This is a genomic window from Silvania hatchlandensis, from assembly GCF_025564065.1.
GTDB lineage: Bacteria > Pseudomonadota > Gammaproteobacteria > Enterobacterales > Enterobacteriaceae > Enterobacter > Enterobacter hatchlandensis.
Genome location: NZ_JAMGZK010000050.1, coordinates 119,563 through 136,012, shown reverse-complemented (window position 1 = coordinate 136,012; position 16,450 = coordinate 119,563). Strand labels below are relative to the sequence as shown.

Here is a 16,450-nt window from a genome sequence, read left to right as displayed (position 1 = left end):
CTGCTCGTTATGCGTCTTTTCTTTAACGGTGCGGAAGAGGCTGATGCTATTTGGCTGATCAGGCGTTCGAATAACGCTCGGTCTCGGGCATCCAGCGGTCAATTAAAGCTGCCGCCTGGTCGGGATAGCGCTCATGGATATGACGTGCCAGACGCTGAACTTCGGGGATCATGGCCTGATCGCGCAGCAAATCGGCCACTTTAAACTCTGCATTCCCTGTCTGGCGGGTACCCAGTAATTCACCGGGACCGCGGATCTCCAGATCCTGTTGCGCAATGACAAAGCCGTCGTTGCTGTCACGTAACACCTGCAGACGCTTCTGCGCGGTTTTTGACAGCGGTGCCTTATAGAGCAATACGCAGTGTGAGGCCACCGCGCCGCGGCCCACGCGGCCACGCAGCTGGTGGAGTTGCGCAAGACCCAGACGCTCCGGGTTTTCGATAATCATCAGGCTGGCGTTGGGTACGTCTACGCCCACTTCAATTACCGTGGTGGCAATCAGCAGATGCAGCTCACCCTGTTTGAAGGCCTGCATCACCGCCTGTTTGTCTGCTGGCTTCATGCGGCCATGCACCAGTCCGACGTTCAGCTCCGGGAGGGCCAGCTTTAACTCTTCCCAGGTGGCTTCTGCCGCCTGCGCTTCCAGCAGATCGGACTCTTCAATCAAGGTACACACCCAGTAAGCCTGACGGCCTTCCTGAGTACAGGCGTTGCGCACGCGATCGATAATGTCGTTGCGACGGGTATCCGGGATGGCGACTGTGGTTACCGGCGTACGCCCTGGCGGCAACTCGTCGATGGTCGAGGTGTCGAGGTCGGCATAAGCCGTCATCGCCAGCGTGCGCGGGATCGGCGTCGCGGTCATGATCAGCTGATGGGGATGGAATCCTTGCTGGAGCCCTTTTTCCCACAGCGCCAAACGCTGATGCACACCAAAGCGGTGCTGCTCATCAATGATCACCAGCGCCAGGCCGTTAAACTGCACCTGTTCCTGGAAGATAGCGTGGGTGCCGACAATCATCTGTACTTGACCGCTGGCAATCGCGTCCTGCTGGGCCTGTCGCGCTTTGCCTTTTTGCTTCCCGGCCAGCCAGCCCACTTCAATGCCCAGCGGCGCAAACCAGTTGCGGAAGTTCGTGGCGTGCTGCTCGGCCAGCAGCTCGGTCGGCGCCATCAGCGCCACCTGCTTGCCGTGCGCAATAGCGCGTAACGCAGCCAGCGCGGCGACCAGCGTTTTACCTGAGCCCACGTCGCCCTGCACCAGGCGCATCATCGGTACATCCAGCGCCATATCGCGCTCGATCTCGGCGGTCACGCGGGCCTGTGCGCCGGTCGGTTTGAACGGCAGCGAGGCCAGCAGCTTATCTTTTAAATCATCGTGGGTGGCAAGCGGCAGGGCGTGAAAACGCTGGGCACCGGCACGTAGCGCCAGCATGCTCAGGTTATGCGCCAGCAGCTCTTCGAGAATTAATCGTCGCTGGGCAGGATGTTGTCCGCTCTCCAGATCGCTTAACTGCAGCGTCGGCGGCGGGCGATGCAGGGTGCGCATCGCTTCCGGCAGACTCATCATTCCTTGCGCCAGCTCGGGCGGCAGCAGTTCGATGATGGCGCAGGTATCAAGCAGCTCCAGCGCCTGGTCGGTCAGCTTGCGCAGCGTCGCCTGCTTAATACCTTCGGTGGTCGGGTAGACCGGGGTCAGGGTTTCCTGTAATTCCGGAGTGCTGAGATCGCCCTGCACGCGGTATTCCGGGTGGATCATCTCCGCGCCGTACTTCCCGCGTTTGGCTTCGCCATAGGCCAGCACGCGTCGTCCAGTGGCGAGGCTGTTTTTCATCGCCGCGCTGAAGTTAAAAAAGCGCATCGTCAGAATGCCGGTGCCATCGCTGATCTGACAGGTCATCATCCGGCGGCCGCCGAAGGTGACATTACAGTTCAGGACTTCGCCTTCTACCGTGACGTAAATTCCGGGCAGCAGCTCGCCAATCTGATAAAGATGGGTGCGGTCTTCATAGCGCAGGGGGAGGTGCAGGAGGAGATCCTGCACGGTGTGCAGACCTATTTTTGCCAGTTTGCTGCTCTGCGCCGCCCCCACGCCGGTCAGCGAATTTAGCGGTACAGCATCCAGCAGGCGGCCTTGCATGATCTACTTCGCCGACTGCATGGTGGCCCACCACGTGGCATCGGCTTCAATTTCGCCCTGCATGTTCACGTGGGGGTAAGGTAAGTTTTTCTGCTTTGCCACGCGGGCCAGCACCGGGTAACCGCCTTCAAACAGCAGACGCTGCTGTTCATCTTGCGGCAGCATGCTGTTCTCGCGCTTGTACATCCCGGCATTTTGCCGCTGACGCTGGGCTTCGTACAGAATGAGCGCCGAAGCGACGGAGACGTTCAGCGACTGCACCATACCGGTCATCGGAATGATAATGTCCTGATCCGCGAGGTCTAGTGCTTCCTGGGTGATCCCGGTTTTCTCCTGACCCATCAGAATGCAGGTCGGGCGGGTGTAATCAACCTCACGGAAGTCGACAGCGTTATCGGAAAGGTGGGTTGCCAGCACCTGCATCCCACGCCCTTTCAGGTGCGAGACGGCGTCGCTGATGGTGGGGTGAGTGTGAACCTGCACCCAGCTGTTACTGCCTGCGGCAGATGAGGCCATGGTGCGGATCCGACCTTCCGGCCAGACGGCGTGGACTTCATGTACGCCGATGGCATCGGCGGTACGGACGATGGCAGAGACGTTATGCGGTTTATGGACCTGCTCCATGCAAACTGTCAGGTCAGGCTGACGCCTGGCGAGCATCTCACAGATACGTGCATAACGCTGTGCATTCATAAGACTAGTTTCGGTTACGGGTGACTTTAATAACGTCAGCCATCACGCGGATTTTGCGCATGATATTCGCCAGATGCACACGGTCGCGCGCGCTCAGACGAATAAAGGCGCTGTAGACACGGCCATCTTTCTCTTCGGTATTCAGGCTATGAATATTGGAAGAGGCCGTGTTGATTGCCGCCGTCAGGTTCGCCAGTGCGCCCTGGTGGTTGAACATATCCACCTTGATCTCGGTGATAAATTCCTGCTCGGTCTCTTTATCCCACTCCACCGCCATAAACTTCTCAGGCTCTTTCTGGTAGCCACGGATGTTACGACAGGATTCATGATGGATAACCAGCCCTTTACCGGGACTGACGTGAGCGATAATCGGGTCGCCAGGGATCGGTCGGCAGCACTTGGCGAAGGTAATTAACACCCCGTCGGCGCCTTTGATCGGCAGATGTCCGCTGCCTGAAGATGGCTGCGGTACCGACGTTTCACCCTGTTGCAGGTTCTTCGCCACTACCACGCTCATCGCATTGCCAAGGCCGATTTCGGCCAGCAGATCGTCAAGCGAGGCGAGCTTCATGCGCTCGATTTCACGCTGAACGTTCTCTTGCGGGATCTCAGCCAGCTTGCGGCTACCGCCCAGCGCGTGATTGAGCAGACGACGACCCAGACTCACGGAATCATCGCGTTTAAGGTTTTTCAGCAACTGGCGGATTTTAGCGCGGGCTTTCGAGCTCACGACAAAGTTCAGCCACGCCGCGTTCGGGCGAGCACCCGGAGCGGTAATGATTTCGACCGTCTGGCCGCTGGTCAGCGGCTGTGACAGGGGATACGGCTGGCGGTCGACGCGCGCACCGACGCAGGCATGGCCGATATCGGTATGCACGGCGTACGCAAAATCGACCGGGGTAGCGCCTGCAGGCAGCTCGACAATGCGCCCTTCTGGCGTGAAAACGTAAATCTCATCCGGGAAGAGATCGGATTTAACGCTCTCGATAAATTCAAACGAGCTGCCGGCGCTTTGTTGCAGCTCCAGCAGGCTTTGCATCCAGCGCTGGGCGCGGATTTGCGCGGTAGTGCTGCTTTCACCGCCATGCTCTTTGTAGGCCCAGTGCGCGGCAACACCCATCTCCGCCATCTGGTCCATGTCTTCGGTACGAATCTGTACTTCAACCGGCACGCCGTGCGGACCAATCATCGAGGTGTGCAGAGACTGATATCCGTTCGCTTTTGGAATGGCAATATAGTCTTTCACCCGCCCAGGACGTGGTTTGTACAGGCTGTGCATCTGACCGAGTACGCGATAGCAAGTGTCAGAATCATGGACGATCACGCGAAACGCGTAGATATCCATGATCGAGTGAAAACGCTGCTCTTTGAGCACCATTTTGCAGTAGATAGAGTACAGATGCTTTTCTCGACCGCTGACGCGACAGGGGATGCCGGCTTCCTGTAAACGCCCTTCAATTTCAGAGAGGATCTTCTGAATCATCTCTTTACGGTTGCCACGTGCGGCTTTCACCACCTCTTTGATCACCCGGAAGCGGTTTGGATACAGCGCTTCAAAACCCAGCTCTTCGAGTTCGGTTTTGATGTGATGAATACCTAAACGGTGCGCCAGCGGGCTGTAAATTTCGAGGGTTTCACGGGCAATGCGACGACGTTTATCCGGGCGCAGTGAGCCCAGCGTGCGCATGTTGTGGGTGCGGTCGGCGAGTTTGATCAGAATGACGCGGATATCCTGCACCATCGCCATGATCATCTTGCGAAAGTTTTCGGCCTGCGCCTCTTTCTTGTCGCGGAAATTCAGCTTATCAAGCTTAGACACCCCTTCCACCAGCTCGGCAACGCTTTTGCCAAACAGCTGTTCCATATCCTGGTAGGTGGCGGGGGTATCTTCAATCACGTCATGCAGCAGGGCAGCCATCAACGTTTCATAGTCGAGTTTCATCTCGGCCAGAATACAGGCCACCGCTACCGGGTGCGTGATATAGGGTTCACCGCTTGAACGTGTCTGGCCCTCGTGAGCGTCACGTGCAACGAGATACGCCTGCTGGAGACGCTTAATCTGGTCTACCGGCAGGTAGTTTTGAATCAGTTGATTCAGGCTTTCAAACAGATACAAGGGCGACCCGCAGGTTTAATTAACGACGACCTTCAGCAATGGCGGTAACGGCCTGCAGTTCTGCGGCTTCCTGCTCTTGCTGCTCCTGGCGCTCACGTACGTCGAGGATCTGGTTGTTGATCAGACCTTCTTCGATTTCGCGCAGCGCGATAACGGTGGTTTTATCGTTTTCTTCCGGTACCAGCGGATCTTTGCCGCCTGACTGCATCTGACGAGCGCGACGCGCGGCGACCAGCACCAGGTCAAAACGGTTACCAATTTTCTCTACAGCGTCCTGAACAGTTACGCGTGCCATACTTAAAATGCTCCACAGATGAAGAAATGACTGGGCATGATACTGAATGTGGGTTCAGTCTGCCAACAGTTTGGTGATTAATGCGTCATGTCGCTGCTTCTGGCGGCTCATGCGCAGGCGTTCGGCGCGAATAACGGTTTTCAAATCGCCCAGGGCGGTATCGAAATCATCATTCACAATCAGATAATCATATTCGGCGTAATGGCTCATTTCCGCAACTGCCTGGGCCATACGTTTTGCGATAACGTCTTCGCTGTCCTGGCCGCGACCACGCAGACGACGGTCCAGCTCATCTTTCGACGGCGGTAAGATAAAGATGCTGCGAGCCTGCGGCATTTTCTTGCGAATTTGCTGCGCGCCCTGCCAGTCGATATCCAGAAATACGTTTACGCCCGTTGCCAGGACCTGCTCAATGGTTTCACGCGAGGTTCCGTAGTAGTTACCGAAGACTTCTGCGTGTTCAAGAAACGCATCCCGGCCAATCATCGTTTTAAATTCAGCGTGATCGACAAAGAAATAGTGTTCACCGTGCACTTCACCCGGACGCGGTGCCCGCGTGGTGTGAGAAACAGAAACCTGCGTATCGTACAACGGTTGGGTTTTTAACAGCGCCTGAATCAGGCTGGATTTACCCGCGCCACTAGGGGCAGAAACAATATAAAGCGTGCCTTGAGCCATGAGAGTCTTTGTATGTTGATAGCGTTGAAGTCCTACATACGGGCTTATTATACACGTCGCCGCTTCGTGACGTAGCCTTTGTCACACTTTTTCCTCTTCATCGTTGATTTTTGCTCACCTTTTTCCACTTTTCTCCGCCAGTTGCTGCAACAGAAACAAAGTGCGGATATCCCCTCGCAACCTTTGCTTCTGCCTGTCGCCTGCGGCGCTGTGCTGCGTTATACCCGTTGCAAAACAGGGAGGAGTGACAATGTGGAGAGCGTTAAGCGTTGTGATGATCATCTGGAGCGGCTACGGGCTGGCGGTATGCCCCGTGTGGTCGCCCGCAAAGGCAGAGCAGGAGATCGCTCGCCTGCAGGGTCAAATTACCCGCTGGAATACGGCGTACTGGAAAGAGGGCGTAAGTGAGGTCAATGATGAGGTGTACGATCAGCTGGCTGCCCGGCTGAAACAGTGGCAGCGCTGCTTTGGCGCCGAACAAGTTGCTGAATCGCTGGCGCCGGCAACCGGGTCGGTCAGGCACCCGGTCAGCCATACCGGGGTGCAGAAGGTGGCGGATAAAGCCGGGCTTCGGCAGTGGATGCTATCGCGCCGCGATCTGTGGGTACAGCCGAAGGTGGACGGCGTGGCGGTGACGCTGGTTTACCGCGAGGGAAAGCTGGTGCAGGCGACCAGCCGGGGCAACGGCCTGAAAGGCGAAGACTGGACCGCGAAAGTGAAGCGCATGCCGTCTATGCCCGCGCAGTTGACGGGAGCGCTTGCCAACAGCGTGCTACAGGGCGAGCTGTTTCTACAGCGCGATAACCACATTCAGAAGGAGATGGGTGGGATGAATGCCCGGGCAAAAGTAGCCGGGGCGATGATGCGGCAGGGTGATAGCCAGAGCCTGGACAATATCGGCATCTTTATCTGGGCATGGCCGAATGGCCCCGCGTCGATGCCTGAACGTCTGCAGGCGTTGACCCATGCGGGTTTCACTCTTACTGAGCAGTGGACGAGGCAAATCAACTCGCTGGATGAGGTGGAAACACAGCGCAATCGCTGGCTGACGTCGCCCCTGCCCTTTGTCACCGATGGTATCGTGATCCGTTCGGCACAGGAGCCCACAGGTGAACGTTGGCTGCCCGGGGAGGGCAGTTGGGTGGTGGCGTGGAAATACGCCCCCGTTGCTCAGATCGCAGAGGTCAGGGCCATTAACTTTGCCGTGGGACGTACCGGCAGGATCGCCGTGGTTGCCGCACTCGAGCCGGTACAACTCGATGATAAACGAGTGCAGCGCGTGAATCTGGGGTCGGTGGGGCACTGGCAGGCGCTGGATATCGCCCCGGGCGATCAGATCCTGATAAGCCTGGCCGGACAGGGGATCCCGCGCGTGGATAAGGTTGTCTGGCGGACGAGTGAACGGCATAAGCCCGAGCCGCCGGCCTCACGCTTTACGCCGCTTACCTGTTTCTATGCGACACCGGAATGCCGTGAGCAGTTTATGGCCCGGCTGAAGTGGCTCAGTTCAGCTGCAGTTTTGGATATCACCGGACTGGGCGAGGCGGGCTGGCAGGCGCTGGATCAGGGGCATCATTTTGAGCATCTCTTTTCCTGGCTTGCGCTGACTGAGGCTCAGTTGCAGCAGACACCAGGATTAACGTCACAGCGGGGCCAGCAGCTATGGCATCAATTTAACCTGGTACGTCGTCAGCCTTTTCCCCGCTGGCTGGATGCGCTTGGGATCCCGCTCCCGCGGGCGGCTATGCGTGCCCTGAGCGACAGAAGCTGGGCGCAGATACAGAGCAGGGACGCGCGCCGCTGGCAGCAGGTGCCTGGCGTCGGTGCAAAAAGGGCGCGCAGGCTGGTGGAATTTACGCACCACCCCATGGTTAACGCCCTGACGGTATGGCTGGGTGAGCAGGACGTCCCGGGGTTTTAGCGCATTAATGGCTGTCGTGCCGGTAATGAAAAACCGGGAGCCCCAGTTTTAAACGCAGCGCCAGCATGCGGGCGGTGAAGCCAAACAGCAGCGTGGAGATGATCACCACATCGTGGTTGCTCACGTAGTGTTGCAGGGCGACATACAGTACGGCGGCAGCAAAAGACACACCCGCGTAGAGTTCTTTCTGAAAGACCAGCGGGATGCGTTTACAGAACATATCCCGCAGTACGCCGCCGAACACGCCGGTGATTACCGCAGCAATGGTGGCGATGACCGGGCCTTCGCCCATATCCAGCGCAACCTGGGCACCAATAATCGAGAAGACGATCAGGCCAAGGGCATCCAGCACGAGGAACAGACGTCGCAGGTGGGGCATAACTGGTGCAGCGATGGTGGTCAGTACAGCAGCGACGGCCACAATAATCACGTATTCAGGATGCTGCACCCAGCCGAGCGGGTAGTGGCCCAGCAGGATATCGCGGACCGAACCGCCGCCCAGCGCGGTTGCCGTGGCGATAATAATCACGCCGAAGGTATCCATCCGACGTCGCCCTGCTGCCAGGGCACCCGTCATCGCTTCAGCGGTGATACCGATCAGATACAAAATGTGCAGCAGCATGTTACCCCCCAGAGTTGAGGGCGAAAGAGTAGCGTTTTGTGCTCTGGCTCACGATTTAGATTTTCTTGTGCGAGCGATGATGCCTTAGGTTAACTAATGGAGGGTTGGCTTTATGAGTAGGTTTCTGCGGTTTTTGACAAATTTTCACATTAGATTTTTTTGCGGTTCGCAAACAGAAATGGCCCCTTAATGGAGCCATCATCAACAAAACTGAGCGCCACTACTTATTCGATGTTCTGAATCTGTTCGCGCATTTGCTCAATCAGCACTTTCAACTCGATAGCTGATTTGGTCACGTCAGCATTAATCGACTTCGATGCCAGGGTGTTCGATTCACGGTTGAACTCCTGCATCATAAAGTCGAGACGGCGACCAACTGCTTCTTTTTTCTTAAGAATATTGTAGGTCTCTTTGATGTGCGCTTCCAGACGATCCAGCTCTTCGGAAACGTCAATACGCTGGGCCATCAGCACCAGCTCCTGCTCAAGGCGGTTATTTTCCAGCTGAACTTCGGCATCTTCCAGTTTGGCGACGAGACGCTCACGCTGCCATTGCAGAATTTCTGGCATATGGGAACGGACCTTAACCACTTCGCCGCTCACGCCTTCCAGTCGTTGCTCGATCAGCACTTTTAACGCCTGACCTTCGGTTTCGCGGGCGGCGATGAAATCATCCAGCGCGCCATCAAGTGCACCGAGGATTTCTGCGGTAATGGCATCCAGATCCTGCTCTCCTGCTGCCATTACGCCAGGCCAACGCAGAATATCAACCGGGTTGATTTCGCCTTCATCGCTCTGCATTTTGACCCAGTTGGCGGCGTTCACCAGCTGCTTAGCCAGTTTTTCATTGAGGATCAGCTCCCCTTGTGCGCTCGCGTCAGGTTCGAAACGCAGATTACATTCAACCTTTCCGCGCGTCAGACGGGCACGGATGCGCTCACGCACGACCGGCTCAAGACTGCGAAACTGCTCCGGCATACGGAAATAGGTTTCAAGATAGCGCTGGTTTACCGAGCGCAATTCCCAGGTAGCGCTACCCCAGCTACCCTTGATTTCACGCCGGGCGTAGGCGGTCATACTGCGGATCATAGAGATTCCCGTTTTTAAAGGAGAGATGGGGGGATTATAGCTTTTGGGGCTTTCTCAGGATAGGAATAAGCACGTTTAATCCGTATAATGCGCAGCCACATTCGTTTCAAGCCCGGAGATATCATCATGCGTCCATCAGGTCGTAGCGCCAACCAGGTGCGCCCCGTCACCCTGACCCGTAACTATACAAAACACGCTGAAGGCTCCGTGCTGGTTGAATTTGGTGACACCAAAGTGCTGTGCACCGCCTCCATTGAAGAGGGCGTACCGCGCTTTCTGAAAGGCCAGGGTCAGGGCTGGATCACCGCCGAATACGGCATGCTGCCACGCTCCACCCATACCCGTAACGCTCGCGAAGCGGCGAAGGGTAAGCAAGGTGGCCGTACCATGGAAATTCAGCGTCTGATCGCCCGTGCGCTGCGCGCCGCTGTCGATTTGAAGGTGCTGGGTGAATTCACCATCACGCTGGACTGCGATGTGATCCAGGCTGATGGCGGTACCCGCACGGCTTCTATCACCGGTGCCTGCGTGGCGCTGGCTGATGCCCTGAACAAGCTGATTGCTGCCGGTAAGCTGAAAGCGAACCCGCTTAAAGGCATGGTGGCTGCAGTGTCCGTGGGGATCGTTAACGGCGAAGCGCTGTGCGATCTGGAGTACGTTGAAGACTCCGCAGCCGAAACCGACATGAACGTGGTGATGACCGAAGACGGTCGCATCATTGAAGTCCAGGGCACCGCTGAAGGCGAGCCGTTTACCCATGAAGAACTCCTGACCTTGCTGGCGTTAGCCCGAGGGGGAATTGAGTCCATTGTGACGACGCAGAAAGCGGCGTTAGAAAATTGATTTAAAGGCGACTGATGAGTCGCCTTTTTTTTGTCTGTAGAAAAGTAAGGAGCGAATCCATGAAACCGTATCAGCGCCAGTTTATTGAGTTTGCGCTTAGCAAGCAGGTACTTAAGTTTGGCGAATTTACGTTGAAATCCGGGCGTAAGAGCCCCTATTTCTTTAACGCCGGGCTGTTTAATACCGGGCGCGATCTGGCCCTGTTAGGCCGTTTCTATGCCGAAGCGCTGGTGGATTCCGGGATTGATTTCGATTTACTGTTTGGCCCGGCCTATAAAGGTATTCCGATTGCCACCACCACCGCCGTGGCGCTGGCAGAGCATCACGATCGCGATGTGCCGTACTGCTTTAACCGTAAAGAAGCTAAAACGCACGGTGAGGGCGGTAGCCTGGTCGGCAGCGCGCTGCAGGGGCGTGTGATGCTGGTAGACGACGTGATCACCGCCGGTACGGCAATCCGTGAATCGATGGAAATTATTCAGGCGAATGATGCGACGCTTGCGGGCGTGCTGATTTCTCTTGATCGTCAGGAACGGGGCCGCGGCGAGATCTCTGCCATCCAGGAAGTGGAGCGTGATTATGGCTGCACGGTGACCTCAATTATCACCCTGAAAGACCTGATAGCGTATCTGGAAGAGAAGCCGGAAATGGCTGAAAGCCTGACGGCGGTGCGCGCCTATCGGGAAGCGTTTGGCGTCTGAGTAAACTGCCCGGTGGCGCTGCGCTTACCGGGCCTGTTGGCCGGATGTGGTGCAGCCGCCATCCGGCAGGCGGTTATCGCAGCTGTGTCGCGACTAATGGCCAGCGAGCCTCAAAATCTTCCGTAGGGCGATATTTGAATTCGCTGCGCACAAAGCGGGAGAGCATCCCTTCGCAGAAGGCCAGAACCTGCCCGGCAAGCAGCGTTTCATCTGTGCTGTAGCCTTCGCCTTCACGCATTTTCTTTTCACGTAGTACCTGGCGTAGCTGCGCTTCAATGCGTTCAAACAGCTGGTTAATCCGTCCCTGCAGTCGATCCTGTTCAAACATCAGCGCGTGGCCGGTCAGGATACGGGTCAGGCCCGGGTTACGTTCACCGAAACCGAGGATCAGCAGCACAATCAGGCGCAAACGCGCGGTGGTGTCCTTCTCATCTTTCAGAATCAGGTTAATACGCGTGATCAGGCTGTCTTCGATAAATTCGATCAGGCTGTCAAACATACGCGTTTTACTGGGGAAATGACGGTATAGCGCCGCTTCCGACACGCCAACAGAGGCGGCCAGCTTAGCGGTAGTAATGCGTTGACTACCATCGCTGGATTCAAGCATCAGAGCCAGAGACTGAAGTATTTCTTCGCGACGATTCCTTTTCGCAGTTTGTTTTTCTGCCATGTTACAAAATACCCCTGAAAATAAGCACTTGTCAGGCTGACATCCACACAGCGACCGCAAACTGACGTTTGCGGTTTGTTATTGCGTTATTGCGCTGTGGGATGCGTTTAGCCGGGTTTATTTACGCCCGGAATGGCCGAAGCCGCCTTCCCCGCGATCGGTCGCGTCAAAGTCTTCTACCAGATTGAATTCAGCTTGTACCACCGGCACAAAAACCATCTGGGCGACACGTTCGCCGGGTTGGATCGTGAAACTGTCCTGGCCACGGTTCCATACCGACACCATCAACTGACCCTGATAGTCGGAGTCAATAAGCCCCACCAGATTGCCCAGCACGATGCCATGCTTATGGCCCAGGCCAGAGCGTGGCAGGATCACTGCCGCCAGAGAAGCGTCGGCAATGTGGATGGCCAGGCCGGTCGGCAACAGCGTTGTTGCGCCCGGCGCCAGTTCTACGGCGTCGTCGAGACAGGCACGCAGGTCAAGACCGGCAGAGCCGGAGGTGGCATAGGTCGGCAGCGGAAATTGCTGACCAACACGCGGGTCCAGAATCTTAACGTCGATTTTTTTCATCATAACGGGTAACGATCTCGTCCAGTAATTGTTGGCCCAGGAGTTCCTTGCGCTCAAGCGGTAGGACTTTATCTCCATCCTGCCAGAATAGGTGCAGTGCGTTGCTGTCGCTGTTAAATCCTTGTGTGGCCAGCGATACGTCGTTCGCGCAAATCAAATCGAGGTTTTTGCGGGTACGTTTTTGCCGGGCATATTCTTCCACATTATTTGTTTCTGCGGCAAATCCAACGACGTAAGGTCGCCGGTTTTTCAGCGCGGCGACGCCGGCGACGATATCCGGGTTTTTCACCATTGTTATCGTGATTTCATCGCCTTGCTTCTTAATTTTTTCATCCGCTATGGCGGCAGCACGGTAGTCGGCCACAGCGGCGCAGCCGATAAAAATCTGCTGCTGTTGCGCATGTGCCTGTACAGCGGCTTCCATTTCCAGGGCGGTGGTGACATCAATGCGCTGCACCCGCAGCGGGGTCGGCAGCGAAACGGGGCCGCTCACCAGCGTGACGTTGGCACCGCGCTGTGCGGCAGCTGCGGCAATCGCAAAGCCCATCTTGCCGGAGCTTTGATTCGTGATGTAGCGCACGGGATCCAACGGCTCACGCGTCGGGCCCGCGGTAATCATGATGCTGAGATGTTGCAGATCGTTGACAGGCGAAAAATGGCTGGCGGCCAAATCGACAATCGCGAGCGGATCCAGCATGCGACCGGGGCCCACATCGCCGCAGGCCTGGCTGCCGCTGTCTGGCCCCCAAATTAGCAGCCCGCGAGAGGCCAGCGTCGCAAGATTGTGCTGGGTTGCCGCGTTACGATACATCTGCTGGTTCATTGCCGGGACCACGGCGACGGGTGCCGGTGTCGCCAGGCAGATGGTGGACACCAGATCGTTAGCCATACCGGCTGCAACACGGGCGATCAAATCGGCGGTGGCCGGAGCGAGGATGACTAAATCTGCCCACTTGCCCAGCTCGATATGGCCCATTGCCGCCTCGGCTGCCGGGTCGAGTAGACTGTCTGAAACCGGGTAGCCAGAGACGGCCTGCAGGCTCATCGGCGTAATGAAGGCTTTACCTCCCTCGGTTATCGCTACCCGCACTTCTGCTCCGCGCTCACGCAAACGGCGCACCAGATCCGGCGCTTTATAGGCTGCAATGCCGCCGCTGACGCCGAGAACGATTTTTTTACCGGCCAGGCTGATCATGATTCTTTCCTGTTGGGTTCACCTGAGAGGCGGACATTTTATCACAATCCGAAAAGCATCGTGATTTTGTCCGTCCATCACTTTGCGAGGCGCTACGCAATACGCGCAATACCTCATCGTGAGGTTCCGATCTCTGTGGCAGCATAGCGGGCCTATGGAGGAGGGTTGGGTATGGATACACTGTCCCCGCTGTTACCGCGGGAAAAAATGCTACGCGATGGTGTGACATCGCTGACGGATGAAGAGCTGCTGGCGTTGTTTTTGCGCACCGGAACGCGAGGGAAAGACGTTTTTACGCTTGCAAAGGATTTACTGCAGCATTTTGGTTCCCTGTATGGCTTGCTGACTGCCGAACTGGAGGCGTTCACGCAGGTCGAAGGGATTGGTATTGCGACGTTCGCCCAGCTCAGAGGCATTGCGGAGCTGGCCCGTCGTTACTACTGCTCGGGGGTACAGGAGGTCAACCCGCTGGAAAATCCGGATATCGCCCGGGAATTTGTTCACAGCCAGCTGGCGGAAGAAGAGCGTGAAATTTTTATGGTTATTTTCCTGGATAATCAAAACCGGGTGCTGAAACATTCCCGGCTGTTTTCTGGTACCCTGAGCCATGTTGAGGTACATCCGCGCGAAATTGTGCGCGAAGCGATAAAAGTGAATGCTGCCGGCGTGATCCTCGCGCATAATCACCCCTCGGGGCGCGCTGAACCGAGTAAAGCCGATAGAGACGTGACCGAACGTATCGTGAAATGCTGTAAATTCATGGATATTCGCGTGATTGACCATCTGGTCATCGGCCGAGGAGAGTACGTTTCCTTTGCCGAACGTGGATGGATTTAAGCCGTTTCTCGCGATCCATCGGGATCTTTGTCTGTTCGGGACTTGAGCACATCCTCGAGTCAGCGTATACTACGCCACCTTTGAGAATCTCGGGTTTGGCAATTGGGCCTGGCAATCGATGGTTCACTTAGAACTACGCGATGACCGGGCTGTAAAGCCTGACGAGGCGCCGATACCCCATACGAAGCTCGAGCTAATTTGATTTTTGGAGAATAGACATGTCCCGAGTCTGCCAAGTTACTGGCAAGCGTCCGGTGACCGGTAACAACCGTTCCCACGCACTGAACGCGACTAAACGCCGTTTCCTGCCGAACCTGCACTCTCACCGTTTCTGGGTTGAGAGCGAGAAGCGTTTTGTCACCCTGCGTGTATCTGCTAAAGGTATGCGTGTTATTGATAAGAAAGGCATCGATACAGTTCTGTCCGAACTGCGTGCCCGTGGCGAAAAGTACTAAGTACTTAAAGAGGAAATAAATCATGGCTAAAGGTATTCGTGAGAAAATCAAGCTGGTTTCTTCTGCTGGTACAGGTCACTTCTACACCACCACGAAGAACAAACGTACTAAGCCGGAAAAACTGGAACTGAAAAAGTTTGATCCAGTTGTACGCCAGCACGTACTGTACAAAGAAGCTAAAATTAAATAATTTTAGTTTCCTTGTATTGAAAAACCCCGCAATTGCGGGGTTTTTTGCATTCTGCGAATCTCAATTTGTGAATCTCAAGGGAGGAAACATGCCTGAATTACCTGAGGTAGAGACCAGCCGCCGGGGTATTGAGCCGCATCTGGTGGGTGAGACCATTCTGCATGCTATCGTACGCAACGGTCGCCTGCGCTGGCCGGTATCCACTGAGATCCACACCCTGAGCGATAAGCCGGTTCTCAGCGTGCAGCGCCGGGCCAAATACCTGCTGCTGGAGTTGCCGGACGGTTGGATCATCATCCATCTGGGAATGTCTGGCAGCCTGCGTATTCTGCCGGAGGAGCTTCCGCCGCAGAAGCATGACCACGTCGACCTGGTGATGAGCAACGGCAAAGTCCTGCGTTACACCGATCCCCGGCGCTTTGGCGCCTGGCTGTGGACCAAAGAACTGGAAGGGCACAATGTACTGGCGCATCTGGGGCCAGAGCCGTTGAGCGACGCTTTTAACGCCGCTTACCTGCAAACGATGTGTGCGAAGAAGAAGACCCCGATTAAACCCTGGCTGATGGATAACAAGCTGGTAGTCGGCGTCGGTAATATCTACGCCAGCGAATCCCTGTTTGCCGCCGGGATCCATCCCGATCGGCTGGCCTCATCTCTCTCTGCAGATGAGTACGGGTTGTTGGTTAAGGTCATTAAAGCGGTGCTACAGCGTTCGATTGAGCAGGGTGGAACCACTCTGAAAGATTTCCTGCAAAGTGACGGTAAGCCGGGCTATTTTGCACAGGAGCTGCAGGTCTATGGCCGCAAAGGGGAACCGTGCCGGGTATGTGGTTCGCCGATTGTGGCCTCTAAGCATGCGCAGCGGGCGACGTTTTACTGCCGTCAGTGTCAGAAGTGATCGATTTGCAGGCCGGATACGCGAGCGCTATCCGGTAAGCAGGCAGGAAACTACTTAAGCTTATCCATCAACGCCTGATGCACGTTTGCCGGCAGGAAATGGGTCACATCACCCGCATGACGTGCAACCTCTTTCACCAGCGAAGAGGAGATAAACGACCACTCTTTTGACGGCATCAGGAAGACGCTTTCCAGCTCGGGCATCAGATGGCGATTCATGTGCGCCAGCTGCATCTCATACTCAAAATCAGCCACGGCACGCAGGCCGCGGATCAGAATGTTCGCCTGCTGGACGCGAGCAAAATGTGCCATCAGATCGCTAAAACCCACCACTTCAACGTTGGCGAGATGGGCGGTGGCGGCTTGCGCCAGCGCAACGCGCTCTTTCAGGTCAAACATCGGTTTTTTGCTGGGACTGGAGGCGATCGCCAGGATCACCGTATCAAACATGCAGGCTGCGCGCGTGACAATATCGAGATGACCATTGGTAATGGGATCGAAAGTACCCGGATAAATCGCGCGTTTTTGCATCACAG

At 56.1% G+C, this 16,450-nt stretch carries 18 protein-coding genes; 7 read left to right on the top strand and 11 right to left on the bottom strand.

The genetic code is table 11. The features are described 5' to 3' along the window. Window positions 1-58 precede the first annotated feature (58 nt). The 5 genes from recG to gmk are packed head-to-tail and all read right to left on the bottom strand — an operon-like array spanning window position 59 to window position 5,922. Entirely contained in the window at window positions 59-2,140 is a 2,082-nt protein-coding gene (gene recG, locus M8014_RS13785) for an ATP-dependent DNA helicase RecG (protein WP_271282987.1), read from the bottom strand. A gap of 3 nt (window positions 2,141-2,143) precedes the next feature. Beyond that, entirely contained in the window at window positions 2,144-2,833 is a 690-nt protein-coding gene (gene trmH / locus M8014_RS13780; protein ID WP_271282986.1) for a tRNA (guanosine(18)-2'-O)-methyltransferase TrmH, read from the bottom strand. Between the two features lie 4 nt (window positions 2,834-2,837). Continuing rightward, the gene (spoT, locus tag M8014_RS13775) at window positions 2,838-4,949 is read right to left on the bottom strand and encodes a bifunctional GTP diphosphokinase/guanosine-3',5'-bis pyrophosphate 3'-pyrophosphohydrolase (protein WP_271282985.1); all 2,112 of its coding nucleotides are present in this window, start codon (window positions 4,947-4,949) and stop codon (window positions 2,838-2,840) included. A gap of 19 nt (window positions 4,950-4,968) precedes the next feature. Then, the gene (gene rpoZ / locus M8014_RS13770) at window positions 4,969-5,244 is read right to left on the bottom strand and encodes a DNA-directed RNA polymerase subunit omega (RefSeq protein ID WP_032615688.1); all 276 of its coding nucleotides are present in this window, start codon (window positions 5,242-5,244) and stop codon (window positions 4,969-4,971) included. A 54-nt stretch (window positions 5,245-5,298) separates the two neighbouring features. Continuing rightward, on the bottom strand, window positions 5,299-5,922 hold the full coding sequence (gene gmk, locus M8014_RS13765) for a guanylate kinase (protein WP_271282984.1): 624 nt from the start codon (window positions 5,920-5,922) through the stop codon (window positions 5,299-5,301). 250 nt (window positions 5,923-6,172) lie between these two features. Here gmk and ligB point away from each other — a divergent pair, with 250 nt between their 5' ends. After that, on the top strand, window positions 6,173-7,843 hold the full coding sequence (ligB, locus tag M8014_RS13760) for an NAD-dependent DNA ligase LigB (protein WP_271282983.1): 1,671 nt from the start codon (window positions 6,173-6,175) through the stop codon (window positions 7,841-7,843). Between the two features lie 4 nt (window positions 7,844-7,847). Here ligB and M8014_RS13755 read toward each other — a convergent pair whose 3' ends face one another. Together M8014_RS13755 and M8014_RS13750 are read right to left on the bottom strand one after the other, a co-directional pair. Continuing rightward, window positions 7,848-8,465, bottom strand: a complete 618-nt coding sequence (locus M8014_RS13755; protein ID WP_271282982.1) for a trimeric intracellular cation channel family protein — start codon at window positions 8,463-8,465, stop codon at window positions 7,848-7,850. 224 nt (window positions 8,466-8,689) lie between these two features. After that, entirely contained in the window at window positions 8,690-9,553 is an 864-nt protein-coding gene (locus M8014_RS13750; RefSeq protein ID WP_271282981.1) for a YicC/YloC family endoribonuclease, read from the bottom strand. A gap of 126 nt (window positions 9,554-9,679) precedes the next feature. Between M8014_RS13750 and rph the strand changes: the two genes are divergently transcribed. Then, window positions 9,680-10,396 carry a ribonuclease PH gene (gene rph, locus M8014_RS13745; protein ID WP_271282980.1) on the top strand — a complete coding sequence of 239 codons (717 nt, stop codon included), beginning with the start codon at window positions 9,680-9,682 and terminating at the stop codon, window positions 10,394-10,396. Window positions 10,397-10,455: 59 nt separating this feature from the next. Beyond that, window positions 10,456-11,097 carry an orotate phosphoribosyltransferase gene (gene pyrE, locus M8014_RS13740; RefSeq protein WP_271282979.1) on the top strand — a complete coding sequence of 214 codons (642 nt, stop codon included), beginning with the start codon at window positions 10,456-10,458 and terminating at the stop codon, window positions 11,095-11,097. 73 nt (window positions 11,098-11,170) lie between these two features. Here the strand turns inward: pyrE and slmA are convergent, their stop codons facing one another. The 3 genes from slmA to coaBC form a co-directional block, all read right to left on the bottom strand. Next, window positions 11,171-11,767 (bottom strand): nucleoid occlusion factor SlmA, encoded by a 597-nt coding sequence (gene slmA / locus M8014_RS13735; protein ID WP_271282978.1) that lies wholly within the window; start codon window positions 11,765-11,767, stop codon window positions 11,171-11,173. 117 nt (window positions 11,768-11,884) lie between these two features. Then, window positions 11,885-12,343 (bottom strand): dUTP diphosphatase, encoded by a 459-nt coding sequence (gene dut, locus M8014_RS13730; RefSeq protein WP_139563925.1) that lies wholly within the window; start codon window positions 12,341-12,343, stop codon window positions 11,885-11,887. After that, window positions 12,321-13,535, bottom strand: a complete 1,215-nt coding sequence (coaBC, locus tag M8014_RS13725) for a bifunctional phosphopantothenoylcysteine decarboxylase/phosphopantothenate--cysteine ligase CoaBC (protein ID WP_271282977.1) — start codon at window positions 13,533-13,535, stop codon at window positions 12,321-12,323. Before coaBC ends, dut begins: the two co-directional genes overlap by 23 nt. A 171-nt stretch (window positions 13,536-13,706) precedes the next feature. Between coaBC and radC the strand changes: the two genes are divergently transcribed. The 4 genes from radC (at window position 13,707) to mutM (ending at window position 15,915) form a co-directional block, all read left to right on the top strand. After that, window positions 13,707-14,372, top strand: coding sequence for a RadC family protein (radC, locus tag M8014_RS13720; RefSeq protein ID WP_271282976.1), 666 nt, complete (start codon window positions 13,707-13,709; stop codon window positions 14,370-14,372). Window positions 14,373-14,590: 218 nt separating this feature from the next. Then, a complete protein-coding gene (rpmB, locus tag M8014_RS13715; protein WP_002436699.1) occupies window positions 14,591-14,827 on the top strand; it encodes a 50S ribosomal protein L28 in 237 nt (78 codons plus the stop codon). Between the two features lie 22 nt (window positions 14,828-14,849). After that, a complete protein-coding gene (rpmG, locus tag M8014_RS13710; protein ID WP_003024094.1) occupies window positions 14,850-15,017 on the top strand; it encodes a 50S ribosomal protein L33 in 168 nt (55 codons plus the stop codon). A gap of 88 nt (window positions 15,018-15,105) precedes the next feature. Then, entirely contained in the window at window positions 15,106-15,915 is an 810-nt protein-coding gene (gene mutM / locus M8014_RS13705; RefSeq protein ID WP_271282975.1) for a bifunctional DNA-formamidopyrimidine glycosylase/DNA-(apurinic or apyrimidinic site) lyase, read from the top strand. A gap of 50 nt (window positions 15,916-15,965) precedes the next feature. Here mutM and coaD read toward each other — a convergent pair whose 3' ends face one another. Then, the gene (gene coaD, locus M8014_RS13700; RefSeq protein ID WP_271282974.1) at window positions 15,966-16,445 is read right to left on the bottom strand and encodes a pantetheine-phosphate adenylyltransferase; all 480 of its coding nucleotides are present in this window, start codon (window positions 16,443-16,445) and stop codon (window positions 15,966-15,968) included. Between the last annotated feature and the right edge of the window lie 5 nt (window positions 16,446-16,450).

Bases quoted from the DNA above. Each gene is read 5' to 3' on its own strand.
- recG (WP_271282987.1), bottom strand. From the start codon at position 2,140: ATGCAAGGCCGCCTGCTGGATGCTGTACCGCTAAATTCGCTGACCGGC.
- trmH (WP_271282986.1), bottom strand. From the start codon at position 2,833: ATGAATGCACAGCGTTATGCACGTATCTGTGAGATGCTCGCCAGGCGT.
- rpoZ (WP_032615688.1), bottom strand. From the start codon at position 5,244: ATGGCACGCGTAACTGTTCAGGACGCTGTAGAGAAAATTGGTAACCGT.
- gmk (WP_271282984.1), bottom strand. From the start codon at position 5,922: ATGGCTCAAGGCACGCTTTATATTGTTTCTGCCCCTAGTGGCGCGGGT.
- ligB (WP_271282983.1), top strand. From the start codon at position 6,173: ATGTGGAGAGCGTTAAGCGTTGTGATGATCATCTGGAGCGGCTACGGG.
- M8014_RS13755 (WP_271282982.1), bottom strand. From the start codon at position 8,465: ATGCTGCTGCACATTTTGTATCTGATCGGTATCACCGCTGAAGCGATG.
- M8014_RS13750 (WP_271282981.1), bottom strand. From the start codon at position 9,553: ATGATCCGCAGTATGACCGCCTACGCCCGGCGTGAAATCAAGGGTAGC.
- rph (WP_271282980.1), top strand. From the start codon at position 9,680: ATGCGTCCATCAGGTCGTAGCGCCAACCAGGTGCGCCCCGTCACCCTG.
- pyrE (WP_271282979.1), top strand. From the start codon at position 10,456: ATGAAACCGTATCAGCGCCAGTTTATTGAGTTTGCGCTTAGCAAGCAG.
- slmA (WP_271282978.1), bottom strand. From the start codon at position 11,767: ATGGCAGAAAAACAAACTGCGAAAAGGAATCGTCGCGAAGAAATACTT.
- dut (WP_139563925.1), bottom strand. From the start codon at position 12,343: ATGATGAAAAAAATCGACGTTAAGATTCTGGACCCGCGTGTTGGTCAG.
- coaBC (WP_271282977.1), bottom strand. From the start codon at position 13,535: ATGATCAGCCTGGCCGGTAAAAAAATCGTTCTCGGCGTCAGCGGCGGC.
- radC (WP_271282976.1), top strand. From the start codon at position 13,707: ATGGATACACTGTCCCCGCTGTTACCGCGGGAAAAAATGCTACGCGAT.
- rpmB (WP_002436699.1), top strand. From the start codon at position 14,591: ATGTCCCGAGTCTGCCAAGTTACTGGCAAGCGTCCGGTGACCGGTAAC.
- rpmG (WP_003024094.1), top strand. From the start codon at position 14,850: ATGGCTAAAGGTATTCGTGAGAAAATCAAGCTGGTTTCTTCTGCTGGT.
- mutM (WP_271282975.1), top strand. From the start codon at position 15,106: ATGCCTGAATTACCTGAGGTAGAGACCAGCCGCCGGGGTATTGAGCCG.
- coaD (WP_271282974.1), bottom strand. From the start codon at position 16,445: ATGCAAAAACGCGCGATTTATCCGGGTACTTTCGATCCCATTACCAAT.